Annotated in this window: 13 protein-coding genes; 1 reads left to right on the top strand and 12 read right to left on the bottom strand. The window is 53.7% G+C overall.

Annotated elements, in window-relative coordinates; all coding sequences use genetic code 11:
• Nucleotides 1-44: 44 nt before the first annotated feature.
• Both P40081_RS07760 and P40081_RS07755 read right to left on the bottom strand, forming a co-directional pair.
• Complete coding sequence (locus P40081_RS07760) at nt 45-1,001, bottom strand: 3'-5' exoribonuclease YhaM family protein (protein WP_042134529.1); 957 nt, start codon at nt 999-1,001, stop codon at nt 45-47.
• Between the two features lie 205 nt (nt 1,002-1,206).
• Nucleotides 1,207-3,480: an FMN-binding protein gene (locus P40081_RS07755; protein WP_042134528.1), complete on the bottom strand. Its 2,274-nt coding sequence runs from the start codon at nt 3,478-3,480 to the stop codon at nt 1,207-1,209.
• A 487-nt stretch (nt 3,481-3,967) separates the two neighbouring features.
• On the opposite strand from P40081_RS07755, the gene hemH reads away from it, so the two are divergent.
• Entirely contained in the window at nt 3,968-5,029 is a 1,062-nt protein-coding gene (gene hemH, locus P40081_RS07750; RefSeq protein WP_042134527.1) for a ferrochelatase, read from the top strand.
• Between the two features lie 649 nt (nt 5,030-5,678).
• Here hemH and P40081_RS07745 read toward each other — a convergent pair.
• The 10 genes from P40081_RS07745 to P40081_RS07700 form a co-directional block, all read right to left on the bottom strand.
• Nucleotides 5,679-6,131 carry an IDEAL domain-containing protein gene (locus P40081_RS07745; RefSeq protein WP_042134526.1) on the bottom strand — a complete coding sequence of 151 codons (453 nt, stop codon included), beginning with the start codon at nt 6,129-6,131 and terminating at the stop codon, nt 5,679-5,681.
• A gap of 345 nt (nt 6,132-6,476) precedes the next feature.
• On the bottom strand, nt 6,477-8,285 hold the full coding sequence (locus tag P40081_RS07740) for an adenine deaminase (RefSeq protein ID WP_042134525.1): 1,809 nt from the start codon (nt 8,283-8,285) through the stop codon (nt 6,477-6,479).
• 246 nt (nt 8,286-8,531) lie between these two features.
• Nucleotides 8,532-9,764 carry a pyridoxal-phosphate-dependent aminotransferase family protein gene (locus tag P40081_RS07735; protein WP_042134523.1) on the bottom strand — a complete coding sequence of 411 codons (1,233 nt, stop codon included), beginning with the start codon at nt 9,762-9,764 and terminating at the stop codon, nt 8,532-8,534.
• An 83-nt stretch (nt 9,765-9,847) separates the two neighbouring features.
• Complete coding sequence (locus P40081_RS07730) at nt 9,848-11,182, bottom strand: Zn-dependent hydrolase (protein ID WP_042134521.1); 1,335 nt, start codon at nt 11,180-11,182, stop codon at nt 9,848-9,850.
• On the bottom strand, nt 11,146-12,540 hold the full coding sequence (locus tag P40081_RS07725; RefSeq protein ID WP_042134520.1) for an allantoinase: 1,395 nt from the start codon (nt 12,538-12,540) through the stop codon (nt 11,146-11,148). The genes P40081_RS07730 and P40081_RS07725 overlap by 37 nt, the downstream gene beginning before the upstream one ends.
• 60 nt (nt 12,541-12,600) lie before the next feature.
• Nucleotides 12,601-12,975: a hydroxyisourate hydrolase gene (gene uraH, locus P40081_RS07720; protein WP_042134519.1), complete on the bottom strand. Its 375-nt coding sequence runs from the start codon at nt 12,973-12,975 to the stop codon at nt 12,601-12,603.
• Between the two features lie 241 nt (nt 12,976-13,216).
• Entirely contained in the window at nt 13,217-13,735 is a 519-nt protein-coding gene (gene uraD, locus P40081_RS07715; RefSeq protein ID WP_231575304.1) for a 2-oxo-4-hydroxy-4-carboxy-5-ureidoimidazoline decarboxylase, read from the bottom strand.
• Nucleotides 13,736-13,994: 259 nt separating this feature from the next.
• A complete protein-coding gene (locus tag P40081_RS07710; protein ID WP_042134515.1) occupies nt 13,995-14,924 on the bottom strand; it encodes an ABC transporter permease in 930 nt (309 codons plus the stop codon).
• A gap of 30 nt (nt 14,925-14,954) precedes the next feature.
• Entirely contained in the window at nt 14,955-16,070 is a 1,116-nt protein-coding gene (locus P40081_RS07705) for an ABC transporter permease (protein ID WP_144026223.1), read from the bottom strand.
• Nucleotides 16,067-17,599, bottom strand: a complete 1,533-nt coding sequence (locus P40081_RS07700) for an ABC transporter ATP-binding protein (protein WP_042134514.1) — start codon at nt 17,597-17,599, stop codon at nt 16,067-16,069. Before P40081_RS07700 ends, P40081_RS07705 begins: the two co-directional genes overlap by 4 nt.
• Nucleotides 17,600-17,670 lie beyond the last annotated feature (71 nt).

The raw sequence follows: 17,670 nt of genomic DNA, 5'->3' as shown, positions 1-17,670 counted from the left end.
GGCTTGGGGGTGTTTGTTATTCTCTTATGCGTTACAGCACAGCCTCAAATTTTCATCCGGTATACTGCCTTATTCTCCAGCCCGCGGATGAACGGTGTCCATTCCTCAGTTTCCGGAGTGGTATCAAGAGCATCCTCCACCATCTGTAGCTTGGCGTCCATGGCATCTATATGATGCAAAGCGACTGCTTCTGCGGTCTGCGGCTGCACCGGACTTCCCCATTCACCCAGATTATGATGTGATAGGACCAGATGCTGCAGGGCCAATACCTTCTCCGACTCCAGATCAATGCCGGTGCGGATTGCTGCCTCTGTAATCCAGCTTGACGCCATCGATATATGCCCGATCAGCTTGCCCTGCACACTATAATCCGACACTATGCCGAATTGTGAGATCATTTCCTCCGGTTTGGCAATATCGTGGAGGATAATTCCCGCTCTCATAAGATCAGGATTCAGGAACGGGCGCTGCTTGCACAGGAAATCCCCGATCTCCAGCATCCGCACCATATGATAAGCCAGTCCGGCGAAATAAGCATGATGATGCGTTTTGGCCGCAGGATAGTGCATCAGCTTCTCTTCAACCTTGCCTACACAGAAGGATACGATCGATGCGACCTCCTGGTCGGTTATACTGGCCATTGCATTCTTAATCGCGTGGATCAGATCCACAGGACGCACAGGGGCTGAACGGATGAACTCGGTAAGCGACACGCCATCGGACTCATCCGCCAGTCTGATTTTGGTTATTTTGACCTGCAGCTTCTCCCGGTAAGTATGGGCAATCCCGCGGACCTTCACCAGGGCCATCGGGAAAAAAGTTTCTTTATCCGTTACACTTACATCCCAATATTTAGCCGACAGCTGGCCGCTGGAATCACCAAGTACAATATCAAAATAATCCTTTGGAGGAGTACCGTTTGTCTGTTTGAGCACCAGTTCCCTAAGCAGATAGAAGCCGGTGAATTCATCCTGTGGGGATAGCTGTTTAATTAATGTCATGAAGAGCCTCCTATTACTTACAGGCTTTGAACCTGCGGTGTATATTAAAGTTTAGACATTCACATCCGAAATCCCTTTAAATTACTATACGATATCCATTCTTAATTATGTCCATCCCCCCTTGCAGCCCGTTCGTGCAAAAATAAAAAAGGGATGCCCCCAACCATTTGCATGGTCGAGGACGCCCCTTTGTGGTTAGATTCAATTATTTGCCAGCTGCTTCAAGTGCTGCTTTGATAGCTTCAATAGCTTTGGCAGAGATTGCTTTCTGAGCATCATTCGTTCCGAATGCTGCAGCACGGTATCCGTACTTGTGCAGTCCTTTGCCGTTAGAAGTATTCTCGATTTCGTATTTCACGAGCAATTCGTCTTCCGTCAGGTTGTATCTTACTTTACCTTTATCATCAAGGTAGTAAACAACCATAGTTACTGGAACATTGAACTTAGTAGTAACCATTACATTTACGGATTTGTCAGCACTGGCACCGATGAAGATCCCGTCGAAATATGCGGCCTTTTCGGTTTCAACAACTTCAGCTTTACCGTAAGCTCTGTCAACGGCAGCTTTAAGTGCATTGCTGCTGCTGGTAGCGCCGGATACAGCATCTACTTGTGCTACACCTTCTCTTGTGCCTGCAGCCAGGAAGTTAGCTGTCAGCACCGGAATTGCTTTTTGAACTTCAGCGTAAGCGGCTTTACCCAGGTCTACCATGTTCATTCCTACACGGGAAAGAGCAACATTTACGATCTTGCCGTTACGCAGGGTAACGTCAGCTTTGTTTGTACCCTTGTCATAAGCGTCACCGTAAGCGGTGAACGTGCCGTCTTTATAAGTGCCTTGTACTTTGGAAGCATTGGTCAGGGCATCAGTCAGGGCTGCCTTTGCTGCAGCAGATACAGCTTCCTGGCCAGCGATATCAGCAGTGTCCACGCCGTTTGCAAGCAATCCGGCTGTCAGTTGATCCACAAGGGATTTCTGTGCATCCGTACGCTTATCGTCAGCAATAATCTTGCCGTCTGTACCGAACATGCTCAGTTTGATAGCTGTTACTTGATCGTCAGCAACATCTACCAGCAGAAGAGCTTTAGACTGGTTATCCACTCCGGCAAATTTTCCGTCGAAGTATTTACCTTCTGGCGAAACCTTCAGAGCCTTCTCGAAAGCTCTTTCTACTGCCTGGTTCCAGCCGTGGCTGCTCTCAGTAGCGCCGGAAATTCCGTCTACCTTCTCATCATAATTAGCGATATAAGAACCGTTAGCAAGCAATTTAGCAGTCATAGGAGCATTAGCTTTCACTACTTCAGCATAAGCAGTTGCGCCTCTGTCAATCAGGTTAGTGCCAAGTCTGAACAATTTCACATCAACCAGCTTGCCGTTACGGATTACAACATCAGCTCTCTCAACGCCTACGCTTCTTGCTGTACCGTAGGAAGAGTAGAATCCGTCCACATAAGCGGAAGTGTTGTTGATGCTGGCATTTTGTTCAGCATCCCAGAATGCGTTGATGGCAGCTTTGGATTCAGCTTCGAAGCCGGCTACAGGCTTAGCCGCAGAACCATTGGCCAACAGCACTGGTGTAATTGCTGCAATCGCTGCAGTTTGTTCAGCAGTATAAGTCTTCTCATCTGCGAAATCTCCAGTTGCAGTCAGCGGATACAGCTTAACTGCAGTCAGCTTGTTCGCATCATAGCTTGCGAATACAGCGTATTTGGCTTCAGGGTCTACACCCATGTGGTCGCCGGCGAAATAAGTAGCATCAGCCGGTTTATCCTGCAGCGATCTTTCGAACGCTCTGTCAACCGACAATTTCCAGCCGTTGCTGGAGCGGGTTGCTCCGGATACAGCATCAACAGCTGCTGCGCCGTCTCTTGTTTTGCCGATCAGTCTGTCTTTCATCAGACCGTATGCCACCCATACGCCGCTGTAATTATCACGGGCGTTACGGTCGATAATTTTTGGGCTGGTTCTCAGCAGCTCGATGTCGGCAATTTTGCCGTCTTTGATTGTAACTTTAGCGCCTTCAGTACCTTTGGAGTAAGCATCGCCATAGGCTACATAGACTCCGTCTTGATACACGGCTTCTTTAACAGTAACCGGTGCTGCTGTTTCAACAGGCTTAGCTGTAGCAGCTGGCTTAACTGTTGCTGCTGGTTTAGCAGATGCTTTGGCGGATGCTGCAGGTGCAGCGGTTGCTGCCGGTTTAGCAGTTGCTTTAGGTGTTGCTGCAGGCTTTGCGGTTGCTTTAGGTGTTGCTGCCGGTTTAGCAGTAGCTTTAGGTGTTGCTGCAGGCTTTGCAGTCGGTTTAGGAGCTGGTTTGGCAGTCGGTTTAGGAGCTGGTTTAGCAGTAGCTGCCGGAGCTTCTTCCGAAGCTGCTGAAACCGCATCCACCTTCAGGTTCAAGGCCGGTGCGTTAATCGTGTAGGCGATTGGCGCGAGCAGCAAGGCTGCGCTTACAGTCAAAGCAATTAGTTTTTTCAAATGCGTATTCTCCTTTATTATATCCCCAGTAGTATGTAGCTCTTGTAAACCGTTTCTCCCGTTCATTCCATTCCTTCTTACAAAGAGTACCCTGACTCTTCATAAGAGGTCATCCCCCCTTTCCCGTTCCTGCGCGACCCATCCCGTGTGCAAAAAAGATGCATCCATTTATACAATCTTTTAAAAGGTGAAACAATTCACATAAAAAGGTGAATAAATTCACATAAGATGATTTCAGGCTGCTATCGGTAATTTCTGGCTTGATGGTATCAAAATTGAAACACTTTTCTCTGTATATAAAATCACACACCCTATAAGAAACATCACTATTTCGCAATTAACTTCAAAACTACAATTCTTCTAACTCTCAAATTCTCCCATTTACACCGTCATATGATAATAATGTGATACAACACATAGTAACTCTGCCTCTATATGTGATATTTTTAAACGATGTCATGTTCATGGAAAGGAGCCGCTGCTGCTCATGAATCAGCCTCCCGTAGGAGTTATTCTTGCTCAGATCGGAACACCTGACGCGCCAAGCGCCAAGGCGGTTCGTCCATATCTTAAGCGCTTTTTGTCTGACCGCAGAATCATTGATTATCATCCGCTGCTCTGGCAGCCTCTGCTGCGCGGCATCATCCTTCGCACCCGGCCGCGCCGGTCTGCGAAGCTGTATCAGGAGATCTGGATGAAGGAAGGTTCCCCGCTGCTCGTCCACTCCAGGGCTCAGCAGACTGCGCTGCAGTCACTGCTTGGCAGCCGCTACCAAGTGGAATTAGGTCTTGCCTATAGTGAGCCAAGCATGCAGCAAGCCTTCCGCAAGCTGGAGGCTGCAGGTATTACACGGATCATTGTACTGCCGCTGTTCCCGCAGTATTCCTCGACCACAACTGCGTCGGTCTATGAAGCTGCAAGCTATGCCGCACTGGGGCGGCATAGCCGCTCAGGGCAGGTCTCCAAACGTTTCGTGCCGGCTCTGCGCTTCATAGAAGCCTATCATGATGCGCCGGACTATATCTCGGCGATGAAGTCGCTGCTGCTCCGGAAGCTTGGCGAGCTGGACGAAGAACCGGATTACTATATTCTGTCCTTCCATGGAATTCCCCGCCGTTATGCCGAGACTGGGGATCCGTATCCGCAGCAATGCCATGAGACCGGCCGCCTGCTTGCAGAGGCTATGAATTGGGCACCGGAACGCTGGCAGATTTCCTTCCAATCCCGCTTCGGACCCGAGAAATGGGTCGGCCCTTCTACTGCTGATACGCTCAAAGAGCTCAGCGGACGCGGAATCCGGAGGCCTATGATTTTCTCCCCGGGGCTTGTAACCGACTGCCTGGAAACGCTGCATGAGCTGGCTGTAGAAGGCCGGGAACTCTTCGCTTCAGGCGGTGGAACAGCTGAGAATTTAACTGTCGCCCCCTGCTTGAATGACCACCCGGAATGGATAGACTTCCTCGCCCGGATGGTGAACCGCACAGCGTTAGGCTGGTTCCCAGCTGCAGAAGCTGCGGAATCATCCACTCCGGAGACGTTCATTACCTAAGAGGAAGCGGCTATGCCGTCCTTTGAGGGAAGGCTTCCGTTCCAGCGGGAAATATAAGGATAAAGTATGGCGTAAACATACTTCCTTCTATATTTAAAGAAAAAACCACCCTAACGGGTGAATCAAGCCGGAGCTTATGCGGCCTGTGCAAGTTTATACTGCCTGAGCAGCTTATACAGATTAAAAGCCGCTTCGCATTGCTCCATTCAGACTACCTCTTGGGCAGCATCCGGCGGAGTCAGGGGCACTATTGCTCCTCATTTCCTCCTTTGGGCAGCATCCGGCGGAGTCAGGGGCACTTTTGCTCCTCATTTCCTCCTTTGGGCAGCATCCGGTGAAATCAAGAGCACTAATGCCCCTCATTTCTTCCTTTGGGCAGCATACAGTGGAATTAGAGGGATTTATCCCTTTAATTTCACCCTACCGCCCACTTTCGGCGGAATCAGAGGGATTTATCCCTTTAATTTCACCCAACCGCCCACTTTCGGCGGAATCAGAGGGATTTATCCCTTTAAGTCCCCCCAACAGACGAATATCATCATTTCCTATACAACAGAAAAGCCGCCTGGTCCGCAGGCTAACTTTCCCTGCGGCCCGGACGGCTTTATCTTATGAATTGTATTCAGTCAGCTTATCCTTCCGCATAAATTTAAGCGGTCAGCTGTTTATATTTGGCAGTCAGTTCCTCGAACCACTGTTTATCCTGCAATGTCAACGCAAAATCAATCAATTCGGCAATCTCTCCCGGCTGCAGCTCCGGCGAATCATTGAAGCTGATTTCAGCAGTAGCAACCGCTGACCCATCTGCCCCATCCGCAAAGTCATATGAAAACTTCAGCTTGATATCACTCTCCAGAAACTCATTCCGCAGGAAGTAGAGCACCTCGCACATCAATACAGGTCTGACATGACTGTCGAAGACACAATCCATTACTTTGGCCCAATAATGCTGGTTGCTGAGATGCAGCTTATCATTGGTCAAGAGATACTGCTCACCCTGAAAGTCGTTGACAAATCTCAGTTCCACCGGCTCCATTTTAAAAATACCGGTAATTTGCTTCTTGGTGATATTCACGATGTCCTGTGTTTCTAATCTCATCATCTCATACACCCCGTTCCTTATATTTGGACTTTCAGTATTTTTCCGCAAATACACGATTCGACAATAATTTTAACTAATTTAAAAGTATTATCGACTATTTCTCACAATTTGTTAATGTTTTTCATTAAAATTTTAAAAAAATATGTTTCTAATTGTGATGAAATGGTTAATTATATGCCCCGCACCGGATTAATGTCATTATTTTAGCAGTAAAGGCTATTCTGACAAGAGAAATCACATGCAAAAAAGAGATCCTGCCCAGGCTCTGTAATGAGCGGGCAGCATCCCTTTTCGGTGATGTCTGTATGATCCGGCAAGACTTTTGCCGGCTTCTGATCGCAGGATTTAGCTCACAAACAATGGAACCAGCTGAATCCCCTCTTCCGGCGAAATCCGCACCAGCCCTTTATCCGAGATCCGCAACGTCGGAATGACAGCCAGTGCAAGCAGCGACAAGGTCATAAAAGCATAATTCAATGTGCAGCCTGCATCATACAGCGCTTTGCTGATGGCCGCAGACTGGGCTGCCGCAATCTCGAACGGCTCTGCCGACATCAGTCCGGCAATTGCCAGCGGGAACAGAGTTGTTCCGGAAGCGGTAATAACCGCAACACCGCCCTGAGCTTCAGCTACTGCACCCGCAGCTTTAGCCATGAGGTTATCATCATTACCGATGACCAGCACATTATGGCTGTCATGGGCTACAGTCATGGCAATCGCAGCAGGCTCATGGAAGCCGATCCCCTCAACCACACCAACCGATTTGTTGCCGGTTCCCTTATGCCGCTCCAGGACGGCGATTTTGCACAAGCCCTCCTGAACCAGCAGCCTGGACTCAGCCACCGGCAGATTGATGATCAATTCCCCGGTCTCCACATGATTCTCGATCACTTTGATGACCCGTGTGGCCAGAGTACCTTCAGCAATTGGCGCATGGATCACGAAGTCCTCCGGAGTCGGAGGCTGCAGCAGATGCACGGAAGCCAGCACTTCCTCCGGGTAGGTGTACGGACTCAGCTCAGCGGTCATGATCCCGTTCTCCGCTACGACCACTCCGGCCGCAATCGTCATGACAACATGAACATCAGCCAGATTTCCGTCCAGCAGAATGATATCTGCACAGGAGCCCGGAGTAATTGAGCCGATATCACGGGCTACCCCGAACCGTTCGGCGGTATTGATCGTTGCCATTTGAAAAGCCGTGACTGGCTTAAGGCCCTGGGAGATGGCGTGCCGCACGACAAAATCCATATGACCTTCATCCCGCAGCGATTCTGAGCTGCGGTCGTCGGTCACCAGCATCATCCGGCGCGGGTCGAGCCCATGCTCGGTGTGCGCGGTGATGGTCTTCGCCACATCATGCCAGGCGGAGCCGCGGCGCATTTTGGCATACATCCCAAGACGGACGCGTTCGATTACATCCTCCGCCGTCACACACTCATGATCGCCGGTTACTCCTGCGGCGGCATAGACCGGGAGTCTCCAGTCATCCGCCGGCCAGGTGAAATGACCGTCCACATAGCGCCCCGCACGCAGGGTCGCCTGAATTTCCCCGAGCATTTTCTCATCGCCGTACACCACGCCTGGGAAATTCATCACTTCGCCCAGCGCAATGACATCCTCGCCCCAGGTAAAAGCCTCGGCTACTTCCTCCGGTCCGATCGATGCGCCGGTCGTTTCGAATTCCGCTCCTGCTGAAGGCACGCAGGAGGCAACCTGCATATAAGCCGCCAGCGGAGTTTCACGCATCTCATCCAGCATCAGCTTAATGCCCTTCAGCCCGAATACATTGGCGATCTCATGGGCATCAAAGAATCCGCCGGTCGTGCCCATAGGCAGCACTGCACGGGCAAACTCAGTCGCCGTCAACTGTGTACTCTCGATGTGACAGTGCCCGTCAAGCAGACCCGGGGCAATGTATTTGCCCGCCGCATCAATGATCTGTGTCCCCTCACCGATCGTATGCGAGACATCCTTGCCAACGTAGGCAATGCGTCCACCCTGTACTGCTACAGACATACCCTCCAGAATCTCTCCGGAGCATACATTGACCAGTTTGCCGCCAGTAATCACCAGTGTCGCCAGCTGGTCGCCGCGGGCTGTAGCCACAAGCCCGGGCACGCAGTCCGCGAGTGGTTTTCTTGTATAAGTCATAATACACACTCCCTTCCGGTTAATGATTTCCTATATTTATATTCTATTTAGCAAAAACGGCCCTGACGCCCCTCACGGGTCGCAAGCCGTTGTTTGAACTACCGCCAGGAGGATAGACCTGACTGCTAATCTAAGCGGAGCTTAACGATGCTTATACAGAGGTACTTAGCTAAAATACAAGCCGTCCGGCTGCTCCGGATCGCAACTTGTGCTGCTTACCTTTCACCACTTAGCGCATTTTTATGATTATCTTACTTTTGACTCGTATACGTCAAGTGCCGCCTGAACGCCCTGGCCGGCCGGAACGGAGAATCCGTGGCGTACAAGCGCCGCCTCCAGTGCTCCAAGCAGACGCAGCACATTATTCTCCCGGCAGCTGAAGCCCATCGTGCCGATGCGCCAGATCTGGCCTTTTAACGGACCGAACGAGCTGGCAATCTCTATCCCGAAATGGTTCAGCAGCATGAAACGCACCGCTTCCCCGTCCACTCCCTCCGGAATCAGCACACAGGTGACTACCGTCAGCTTGCTCTCCGGATCACCGTACAGCTCCAGACCCATTGCGGTCAGGCCAGCTACAAGGGCTCGCTCATGATGCTTATGACGGGCATGACGGGCCTCCAGCCCTTCTTCCAGCACCAGCCGCAGCCCCTCACGCAATGCGTACAGCATGGAGGTCATCTCCGTGTGGTGATTCAACCGCTGGGGACTCCAGTAGTCCTGCAGCATGCCGAGGTCAAAGTAGTTGCTGCGGACAACCGGCAGCTCGCTTGCCTCATCGCCGCCGGTTCTAAGCCCCCGCTCCACCTGTTTGCGCTTCAGCAGCTTTGCTTCGGCACGCTCGTTATAGGTGACCGGGGACATGCCCGAAGGGACAGACAGACATTTCTGCGTTCCACCGACCACGGCATCAAGCATCCAGGCATCCGTCTCCACAGGCACCCCGCCAATGGTCGCCACCGCGTCCACAATCAGCAGGGCATCCTGCTCACGGCACGCCCGCCCGATCTCGGCCAGCGGCTGCACACGTCCCGTAGAGGTCTCCCCGTGGACAATCGCCACCACATCCGGCTTGAAGCTGCGGATCGCCGCGATCACATCCTCCGGCGGAAACACGCTGCCCCAGGTCTGCTCTATAGTGAACACCTCAGCACCGCAGCGCTCGGCAATCTCATGCAGCAGATGTCCAAACCGTCCGAAGACCGGAATCAGCACCCGGTCTCCCGGAGCAATCAGACTGACCATTACCGCTTCAATCCCGGAGCGTGATGTACCGTCCACCGGATAGGCCCACTTATTGCCTGTGGCAAACAGCTCCCGGAGCATCTCCATCGTCTCGTTCATAATATCTGTAAACTCGGGATCGAATTGACCCAGTACCGGATAAGACATGGCCCGCAGCACACGCGGATCAACCTCTACCGGTCCCGGAGTCATAATACACCGCAAGGACGGCGACAAATCTTCGTAGCGCTTCATCACTCTCTCCCCCTCTCGTCTCTCTGAATCTCCTGAATCTCCTGAATCTCCGGAATTCCACCCTCTTATGAACCCCCTGAGCTTCAGTTCTCTGTATAAGCCATTTTATATAAGATTGCCGTCAGTACTTCGAGTCCCGCAGCCAGCTCTTCCGGTGACGTATATTCATCAGGAGAATGGCTGACCCCTCCCCGGCTGGGCACGAATATCATTGCCGACGGGCAGCGCGGTGCGAACAGCTGGGCATCATGCCCCGCCCCGCTGACCATGCTCCGGTACGACCGCCCCTGCTCCACACAGATTTGTTCCAGCGACAGGCATAGCTCCGTATCCATAGGTGCAGGAGTTGTAGCCAGCAGAGGCAGCACCTCCAGAATCAGACCGCGCCTGCCGGCAATCGCTGTGAACTTATCAAGCATCCCTAAGCAAAAGCGCTCCAGTGTCACGGCTTCGCTATGCCGGATATCCAGCGTGAACTGCACTTCGCCCGGAATGACATTCGGCGTCCCCGGATAGACTTCCAGCCTGCCCGTTGTTGCCACCAGCGGGTCCCCTTCTGCCACAGCGGAACGCTCCAGTGCCAGCAGCATTTCTGCGCTGCCTGCCAGTGCATCCTGCCTCAATCCCATCGGCGTTGTTCCGGCATGATTGGCTGTGCCGCACACCTTGACCTTGTATCTCCGCTGACCGGCGATCGCCTGCACCACCCCGATCTCCTGGAACGACCGTTCCAGAATAATCCCCTGTTCAATATGCAGTTCAACGTAGGCGGCAATATCACTGCGGACCGGACTGTGTCCGAAGGCAGTGCCGCCACTCTCTGAAGTATTATAATGGCTAGCTCCGGAGGCTTCAATGCTGCCGCCCAGACCGCAGGCAGCCATCGCCGCTCCGAGCGTTACCCCTTCGCCGTCTGCACAATTCTCGCGCTCACTCCCGTCGTAGAGCCCTGTAACATTGCCGGAACCCCAGAACGTCAGCGGAAAGCGGCTGCCCTCCTCCTCGCAAAAGGACACCACCTCCAGCGTCCGCAGCGGCTGGCCAAAGGTCATCTGCAGATAATGCAGTGCAGTTACAGCAGCAGCTACTCCGTAAGCACCGTCATAACGTCCGCCGTTCACCACCGTATCGATATGTGAGCCGGTTAGAATTACTTTATCCGTTACCACTGATCCGGCCAGCTTGCCGTATACATTTCCGACCTCATCCGTTCTGACCTCAAGTCCGAATCCAGACATTCTCTCCTGCAAAAAATGCTGGACCCGGTACCACTCCGGCGTGTACAGCAGCCGGGTAACCCCCGGGCCGGGAGCACTGAAGGCTGCGAGTTCATCCAGCAGCTTCAGCATCTCTCCGGCCGGGACATGCCGGACCGGCAGCTTCACCGGGCCGGCTGGCGGCTGGAGATCCGCAGCCATTCACCGCCATCCGCTGCAACAAGGCCTTCTCCGGCGGTATAAACCACATTGCCGCGGGAGAGGGTTGCCGTTACCTTGCAGGATAAGGTCATACCGGCATAAGGACTATGCTTGTGGCGGTAATATAAATCTTCCGCCTGCAGGGTATAATTCGCATTCGGGTCAAGCAGCACCAGATCGGCATCCAGCCCCGGAGCGATGGAGCCTTTGCACTGCTCCAGCCCGAAACGCCGGGCAGGCAGCTCCGACAATAGCGCAGAGATCTGTGTGACCGGCAGGCCGCGCACCTGGACACCCTCGTGGAACATCAGCTCCAGACTGCTCTGCGCCCCCGATATCCCTCCCCAGGCTTCAAAAAAAGACAAGCCGGGCGCCAGCTTCAATTCCGCCGGACAAGGGGAATGATCCGAAGCAATCAGATCCACCAGGCCCGCAGCCACCGCATGCCACAGCCGTTCCCGCTCCCCGCTGCTGCGCAGCGGCGGAGCACATTTCGCCAGCGGCCCCAGCTCCTCCATGCTGTCCTCGTTCAGAATCAGATAATGAGGGCAGGTCTCCGCTGTCACATCCAGCCCCCGCTGCTTGGCCTCGTGAATCAGCTCCAAGGCTGCGGAGGTGCTAATGTGCACGAAATGCAGCCGGCAGCCGGTCCGTTCACTATATAGGAGTGCCCGGGCAACAGCCTCAAGCTCCGCTTCGGGCGGGCGGGAGGCGGCGAAATCACGCGCAGTGCTCCGCCCCTCGCGGAGTGCAGCTGCTCCGAGCGCCGAGGTCATCTCTTCACTCTCCGCATGCAGGGCGAGAATGCCGCCGATTGCGGCGATGCGGACCATTCCCTGATACAGGGTATTGTCATCCACCTCGCGGAACCGGCCTTCGCCTTCACCGCCGGGATTCGAGATAAACGCCTTGAAGCCGGTAACACCTGCCGCCGCCAGCTCCTCCAGGTCCTCCAGATTGCCGGGCACGAGTCCGCCCCACAGCACATAATCCACCGCCGAATTCCCGGCTGCAGCTTCTGTCTTCAAGCGGAGTGCTTCTATATTTACAGTCGGCGGATTACCATTCAGCGGCATATCCGCATAACAGGTACAGCCTCCAGCGGCAAGGGAAGCCGATCCGCTGCGGAAGCCTTCCCAATGGCCGAACGCCGGCTCATTGAAATGAACGTGCATATCAATCATGCCGGGGAGCACATATTGTCCTGCTGCATCAATAATTGTAGTGGCAGGTGAGCCGTGCAGCGCTTCGCCCAGGGCAGCGATTCTGCCGTCCTTCACACCGATATCCAGCTTACGGACTTCTCCGGGGAGTACAACATCCCCATTCCTGATAATAAGCTCATAGGATTCCTCCATGAAACGGCCACCTCCAGTCTAGTGGTATTCGTAATGGTATTCGTATTTGTATCGTTACATTTAACTGCCGCGGTATGTGCTGTATCCTCCCGGTGCAACCAGCAGCGGCACATGATAATGCTCTGCCGGGTCCGGAATGTTGAAGCGGATCGGGATATGCTCAAGGAACATGCTGCCACTCCCTACCGGTTCACCGCCAGCACCCGCCTGAGCACTCCTGAAGTAGTCGCCGGCCATGAAGACCAGCTCGTAGCTTCCGGCCAGCAGCTCTTCCCCTGCCAGCAGGGGAGCGTCCAATCTGCCGTCACTGTTCGTGACAGCCTCACATATCAGCGCGGGCATTACCTCACCGAATCTCCATAGCTGAAGCGACATGCCCGCTGCAGGCTTCCCTAGCGACAGGTCCAGCACATGAGTCGTTAACCGCCCGCTCATGACAGGTATCCTCCAAGCCTGCATCTATTGAAGCAGCGGATTTCCGATTCCGGCAGAAGCATTTCTGCGTTTTTTCCCGCATACTGACTGCTGTGCCTTTTGCTTATTTTTTTGTTCATTCTTCTCTCCATACTAAGGATTAAGCCGCTGGTTCCGGTCATGAACGACACCTCCTGCTGATTTGTTAGAAGCAAGTATGCTGTAGAGTGCGGATCGGATATGAGGCCTCTTGCACTATGTCCTATGCCTCCGCCAGCAGATCCTCCAGCCGGAAACGGGTAATCTTGCCGATCTCCTGCAGCGCCTGATCCCATTCTTCCTGCAGGCTGCGGTCCACCCGATCACGGATGGCGTTAATGATGTCATCTTTATTTTTGCCGCGCACAGCCAGAATGAACGGGAACTGGAATTTCTCGGTATAGGCGGCATTCAGCTCCGTAAGCTGCTTGAATTCCTCCGGTGTCAGCCGGTCCAGACCGGCCCCCTGCTGCTCTGCCGCCGATAGCGGAGTGACCTGCAGCCTTGTTGCCAGATCAGGGTGGGCTCTAAGCAGCGCAAGTACCTGGCTACGATCCGCCTTACGCACCGTTTCAACCATAGTGTCATGCAGCTGCTGCACGGATTCAAACGGACGCTCACTATAGGCGCCTTCCGCAACCCAGGGCGAATGTTCGAATATACCTCCAAGGCTCTCTACAAATTCCGGTTGTCCCATGCTGTTGATCTGTTCCAGTGTCACAATATCCGCAGGTGTATTCAATGGCTCATCCTCCATCCATCTAATTTGCATAGTTTAAATTCAAACATTCTTTAGGGTAAAAAAAGCCCATTTCCGCATTCAAGCCATCTACTTTGCCATCAGCACCTGAAGTACCGATCTCTCAGTGATTTAAGATGTTCGAACTGCATGAAATGGACCATACCTGTGTTACTCCATAAATCCGCGTGATAGTTATAGTACTTCCTGCTCGCGTAAACTTACTATCTTATATTGTACCTTCTATGCAGCATTCAGCAACTCAGAACCGCTGTTCACGGACATAAGGTGTTCCCAGCGATTCCGGCGTGCCGGAAGGCTTGTTGCGGTTGCGGTATCCCAGATACATCAGAACCAGAATCGTAACGACATAAGGAATCATTTTGAGGAAATAAGACGGCACCACACTGCCCAGCAGCTGTATCCGGAAGCCCAGGGAATCGAGTGCCCCGAAGAAATATGCGCAGAAGAGCGCACGCAGCGGATTCCATCTGGCAAAAATCACCAGCCCGACGGCGATCCAGCCCCGGCCGGCCGTAAGGCCTTCATTCCAGGTCGGTGCATAGGCCAGCACCATGTCTGCCCCGGCAAGACCAATCAGTGCAGCTCCGGCTGTAACGTAGCCATAGCGGATCAGCTGTACACGGATGCCCATGACATCCGCTGTAGCCGGATTGTCTCCGACTGCCCGCAGATGCAGCCCCCATGAGGTATGGTGGATCAGCAGATGCAGCACCAGCACAAGCAGCAGGCTGAACCAGGTCAGATAATCCATCCGGCCGAAAATATCCCCGATCACCGGAACCGACTTCAACGCCCCCAGATCCAGCTTGGGTGAAGTGCCCGGAAGCGGAATACCGCTGATAGACTTGCCGAGATAGGCGCTGAGTCCGCTGCCGAACAGCGTCATGGCAAGACCTGACATTGTCTGGTTCGCCCGGAGGGTAACTGTAAGGAAGGAATGTACCATACCCAGAAGCGCAGTAATGGCCACAGCTGCGAGCAGGGCAAGGATCAGATTCCCGCTGCGTATGTAGACGATACAGGTCGTCACCGCCCCCATCAGCATCAGCCCTTCCGCACCGAGCTGAATGATTCCGGCCCGTTCGGTCAGAATGCCTCCCAGTGTAGCCAGCAGCAGCGGTGTTCCGGCGGATATGGCGGCTATTAATAACTGTGTAGTGAAATCCATGGGTAAACTCCCTTCTCTAAGCGAATGCTGTTATGCGCTCCGGCGGATGCGGAAACGGTGAATCATGTCGCCGGCAATCAGGAAGAACAGGATCGCACCCTGCAGCATTTCCGATATGGACGAAGGCAGTCCGATGGTCTGTACACTATACCCGCCGACGATCAGGCCGCCGAACAGAACGGAGGTGACAATCAGACCCAGCGGGTTCAGCTTGGCAAGCCAAGCCACGATGATTGCCGTATAGCCATAACCGGGTGATATCCCCTGCATCAGCTTATGTGTAACCCCCGAGACCTCAGCCATGCCGGCAATACCGGCCAGGCCGCCGCTGATCAGCATGACGATAATGATATGCTTCTTGATATGAATCCCCGCGTAGCGGGCAGCTGTTGGGTTGGCACCGATCAGGCGCAGCTCATAACCCCAGCGGGTGAATTTGATCATCAGATAATAGATAAGGACGGCCACCAGCCCGAAGATCAGCCCGATATGCAGCCGCGTGCTTCCCAGAACCGGCAGCGACTGTGCAGCGGTGAACATAGGTGAACCCGGGAAGTTGAAGCCCTTCGGGTCCTTCCACGGTCCGAAGACCACATAGTCCAGAGCCAGCAGAGCCACATAGTTCAGCATCAGCGACGTAATCAGCTCGTTGACACCGAAATGCGTCCGCGGAACGGCGGTCATCAGACCCCACAATGCCCCGGCCGCCGTACCGAAGACCAGCATTAGTGTGATTGACCAGAACGAAGACAGATCAGGGAAATAAATCGTTACCGCTGTAGCCGCCATAGCACCTACAGTCAGCTGGCCTTCCGCCCCGATATTCCAGACGGAAATCCGGTAGGCCACCGCGATACCAAGTCCGCATAGCAATAGCGGAATAGCTTTTACCATGGTTTCTGTGAAGCCGTAGGAGGTTCCGAAGGCTCCGCGGAACATTTTTTCGTATACCACAAGCGGGCTCATGCCATTGGCGGCAATGAACACCGCACAGAGCAGCAGCGCCAGAATAACTGACAGAACAGGCGTCCACCACGGTGAACGGGTACGGCTTGAATCGTATTCCAGCCTGAGGGAGTACCATTTCCCGCTTTTCCCCGGTGAGGGCTCCAGCACTGCAGTATTGCTTCCAGTATCCGGACTCATACGGCGCTCCCCTCCATGTTCCGGATTCCGGCCATCATCAGTCCGATTTGTTCCCGGTCCGCATGCTCATGATCGCTTTCACCTATAATTGAACCGTTGTATATGACCAGAATGCGGTCAGACAATTGCAGCAGCTCATCGAGATCCTCAGAGATCAGCAGCACGCCGCTGCCGGAGCTCCGCAGCTCCATCAGCAGCTCGTGGACACCGGCTGTAGCGCCGACATCCAGCCCCTGGGTCGGATGAACGGCAACCATCAGCTTCGGCTGGTGGCTGACCTCGCGGGCGAACAGCAGCTTCTGCTGGTTTCCGCCCGACATCTGCTGCACCGGGGTATCCAGCTCCGGTGTCTTCACATTGAAGCGGCGGACCAGCTCCTGTGACCAGGAACGGTTCTTCGCAGCCTTCAGGAAGCCGAATTTCGAATGCTCATTACTGCGGTAGGACTTGAACAGCAGATTATCGACGGAGCCCAGGCGTCCGGCCAGACCGCTCTTCATCCGGTTCTCCGGCACATGCGAGATTCCCGAATCGATGGCGCCTCTTACCGAGGCTGTTTTTACAGGACTGCCGTCAAAAATAATCTCGCCCGTCTTCCACGTTCTAAGCCCGGTCAGTACCTCGGCCAGCTCCTTCTGACCGTTGCCGGCGACACCGGCCACCCCTACGATCTCGCCTTCACGTACGGTGAGCGACAGAGCATCCAGCGCTTTGCGCCCGTGATCGGCAGCAACATCCAGGTCCTTAACAACCAGCAACGGTTCCCCTGCTGTAGCCTCGCGCTCCTGACGGCTGATCGTGACTTCTCTGCCCACCATCAGCCGGGCCAGCTCCAGCTCATCCGTCTTGGCCGTCTCCAGAGTAGCAATCATTTTCCCTTTGCGCATCACCGAGATCCGGTCGGAGGAAGCCATGACCTCCTTCATTTTATGGGTCGTCATGATTACCGTCTTCCCCGTCTGCTTCATCACCTTGAGGGTTTCAAACAGCTGCTCCGCCTCTCCCGGTGTCAGCACCGAGGTCGGCTCATCAAGAATAATAATATCTGCACCCCGGTACAGGGTTTTGACGATTTCAACACGCTGCTGTTCACCGACAGACAACTGCCAGATCGGCCGGTCAACCGGAAATTTGAGGCCAAACCGTTCTCCAAGCGCCTCAATCTCTTCATGTTTATGCTTGATCCACTTGCTGCCACGCCAGAAAGACGACTTTTCGCCAAGCACGATGTTCTCCGCTGCCGTGAGACTTTGCACCAGTCTGAAGTTCTGAAATACCATGCCTACCCCGAGGAGTGCCGCATCTTTCGGAGAACGGATTTTGGCTGGTTTGCCGTGAATGAGGATCTCCCCCGCATCCGCCCTGTACACACCTGACAGCATACTCATGACTGTGCTTTTTCCTGCTCCGTTCTCACCAAGCAGCGCGTGAATCTCACCCGCATTTGCCGAAAAATCGACTTGATCGCTGGCCGTTACAGAACCGAACTTCTTCACTATCCCGCGCATTTCAACCGAATGGTCCTGCATTGTGGGAAGCTCCTTTCCTTTATAGTTGTAGTACGGGTGGGGAAGATTCCGACATACGGAACCCGCCCCAC

Origin of the sequence: Paenibacillus sp. FSL P4-0081 (genome assembly GCF_000758565.1) — a bacterium.
GTDB lineage: Bacteria > Bacillota > Bacilli > Paenibacillales > Paenibacillaceae > Paenibacillus_AQ > Paenibacillus_AQ phytohabitans.
This window is presented reverse-complemented; position numbering and strand designations above follow the sequence as displayed.

Coding starts and splice junctions, on each gene's coding strand:
- P40081_RS07760 (WP_042134529.1), bottom strand. CDS start 1,001: ATGACATTAATTAAACAGCTATCCCCACAGGATGAATTCACCGGCTTC.
- hemH (WP_042134527.1), top strand. CDS start 3,968: ATGAATCAGCCTCCCGTAGGAGTTATTCTTGCTCAGATCGGAACACCT.
- P40081_RS07745 (WP_042134526.1), bottom strand. CDS start 6,131: ATGATGAGATTAGAAACACAGGACATCGTGAATATCACCAAGAAGCAA.
- P40081_RS07740 (WP_042134525.1), bottom strand. CDS start 8,285: ATGACTTATACAAGAAAACCACTCGCGGACTGCGTGCCCGGGCTTGTG.
- P40081_RS07735 (WP_042134523.1), bottom strand. CDS start 9,764: ATGAAGCGCTACGAAGATTTGTCGCCGTCCTTGCGGTGTATTATGACT.
- P40081_RS07730 (WP_042134521.1), bottom strand. CDS start 11,182: ATGGCTGCGGATCTCCAGCCGCCAGCCGGCCCGGTGAAGCTGCCGGTC.
- P40081_RS07725 (WP_042134520.1), bottom strand. CDS start 12,540: ATGGAGGAATCCTATGAGCTTATTATCAGGAATGGGGATGTTGTACTC.
- uraH (WP_042134519.1), bottom strand. CDS start 12,975: ATGAGCGGGCGGTTAACGACTCATGTGCTGGACCTGTCGCTAGGGAAG.
- P40081_RS07710 (WP_042134515.1), bottom strand. CDS start 14,924: ATGGATTTCACTACACAGTTATTAATAGCCGCCATATCCGCCGGAACA.
- P40081_RS07705 (WP_144026223.1), bottom strand. CDS start 16,070: ATGAGTCCGGATACTGGAAGCAATACTGCAGTGCTGGAGCCCTCACCG.
- P40081_RS07700 (WP_042134514.1), bottom strand. CDS start 17,599: ATGCAGGACCATTCGGTTGAAATGCGCGGGATAGTGAAGAAGTTCGGT.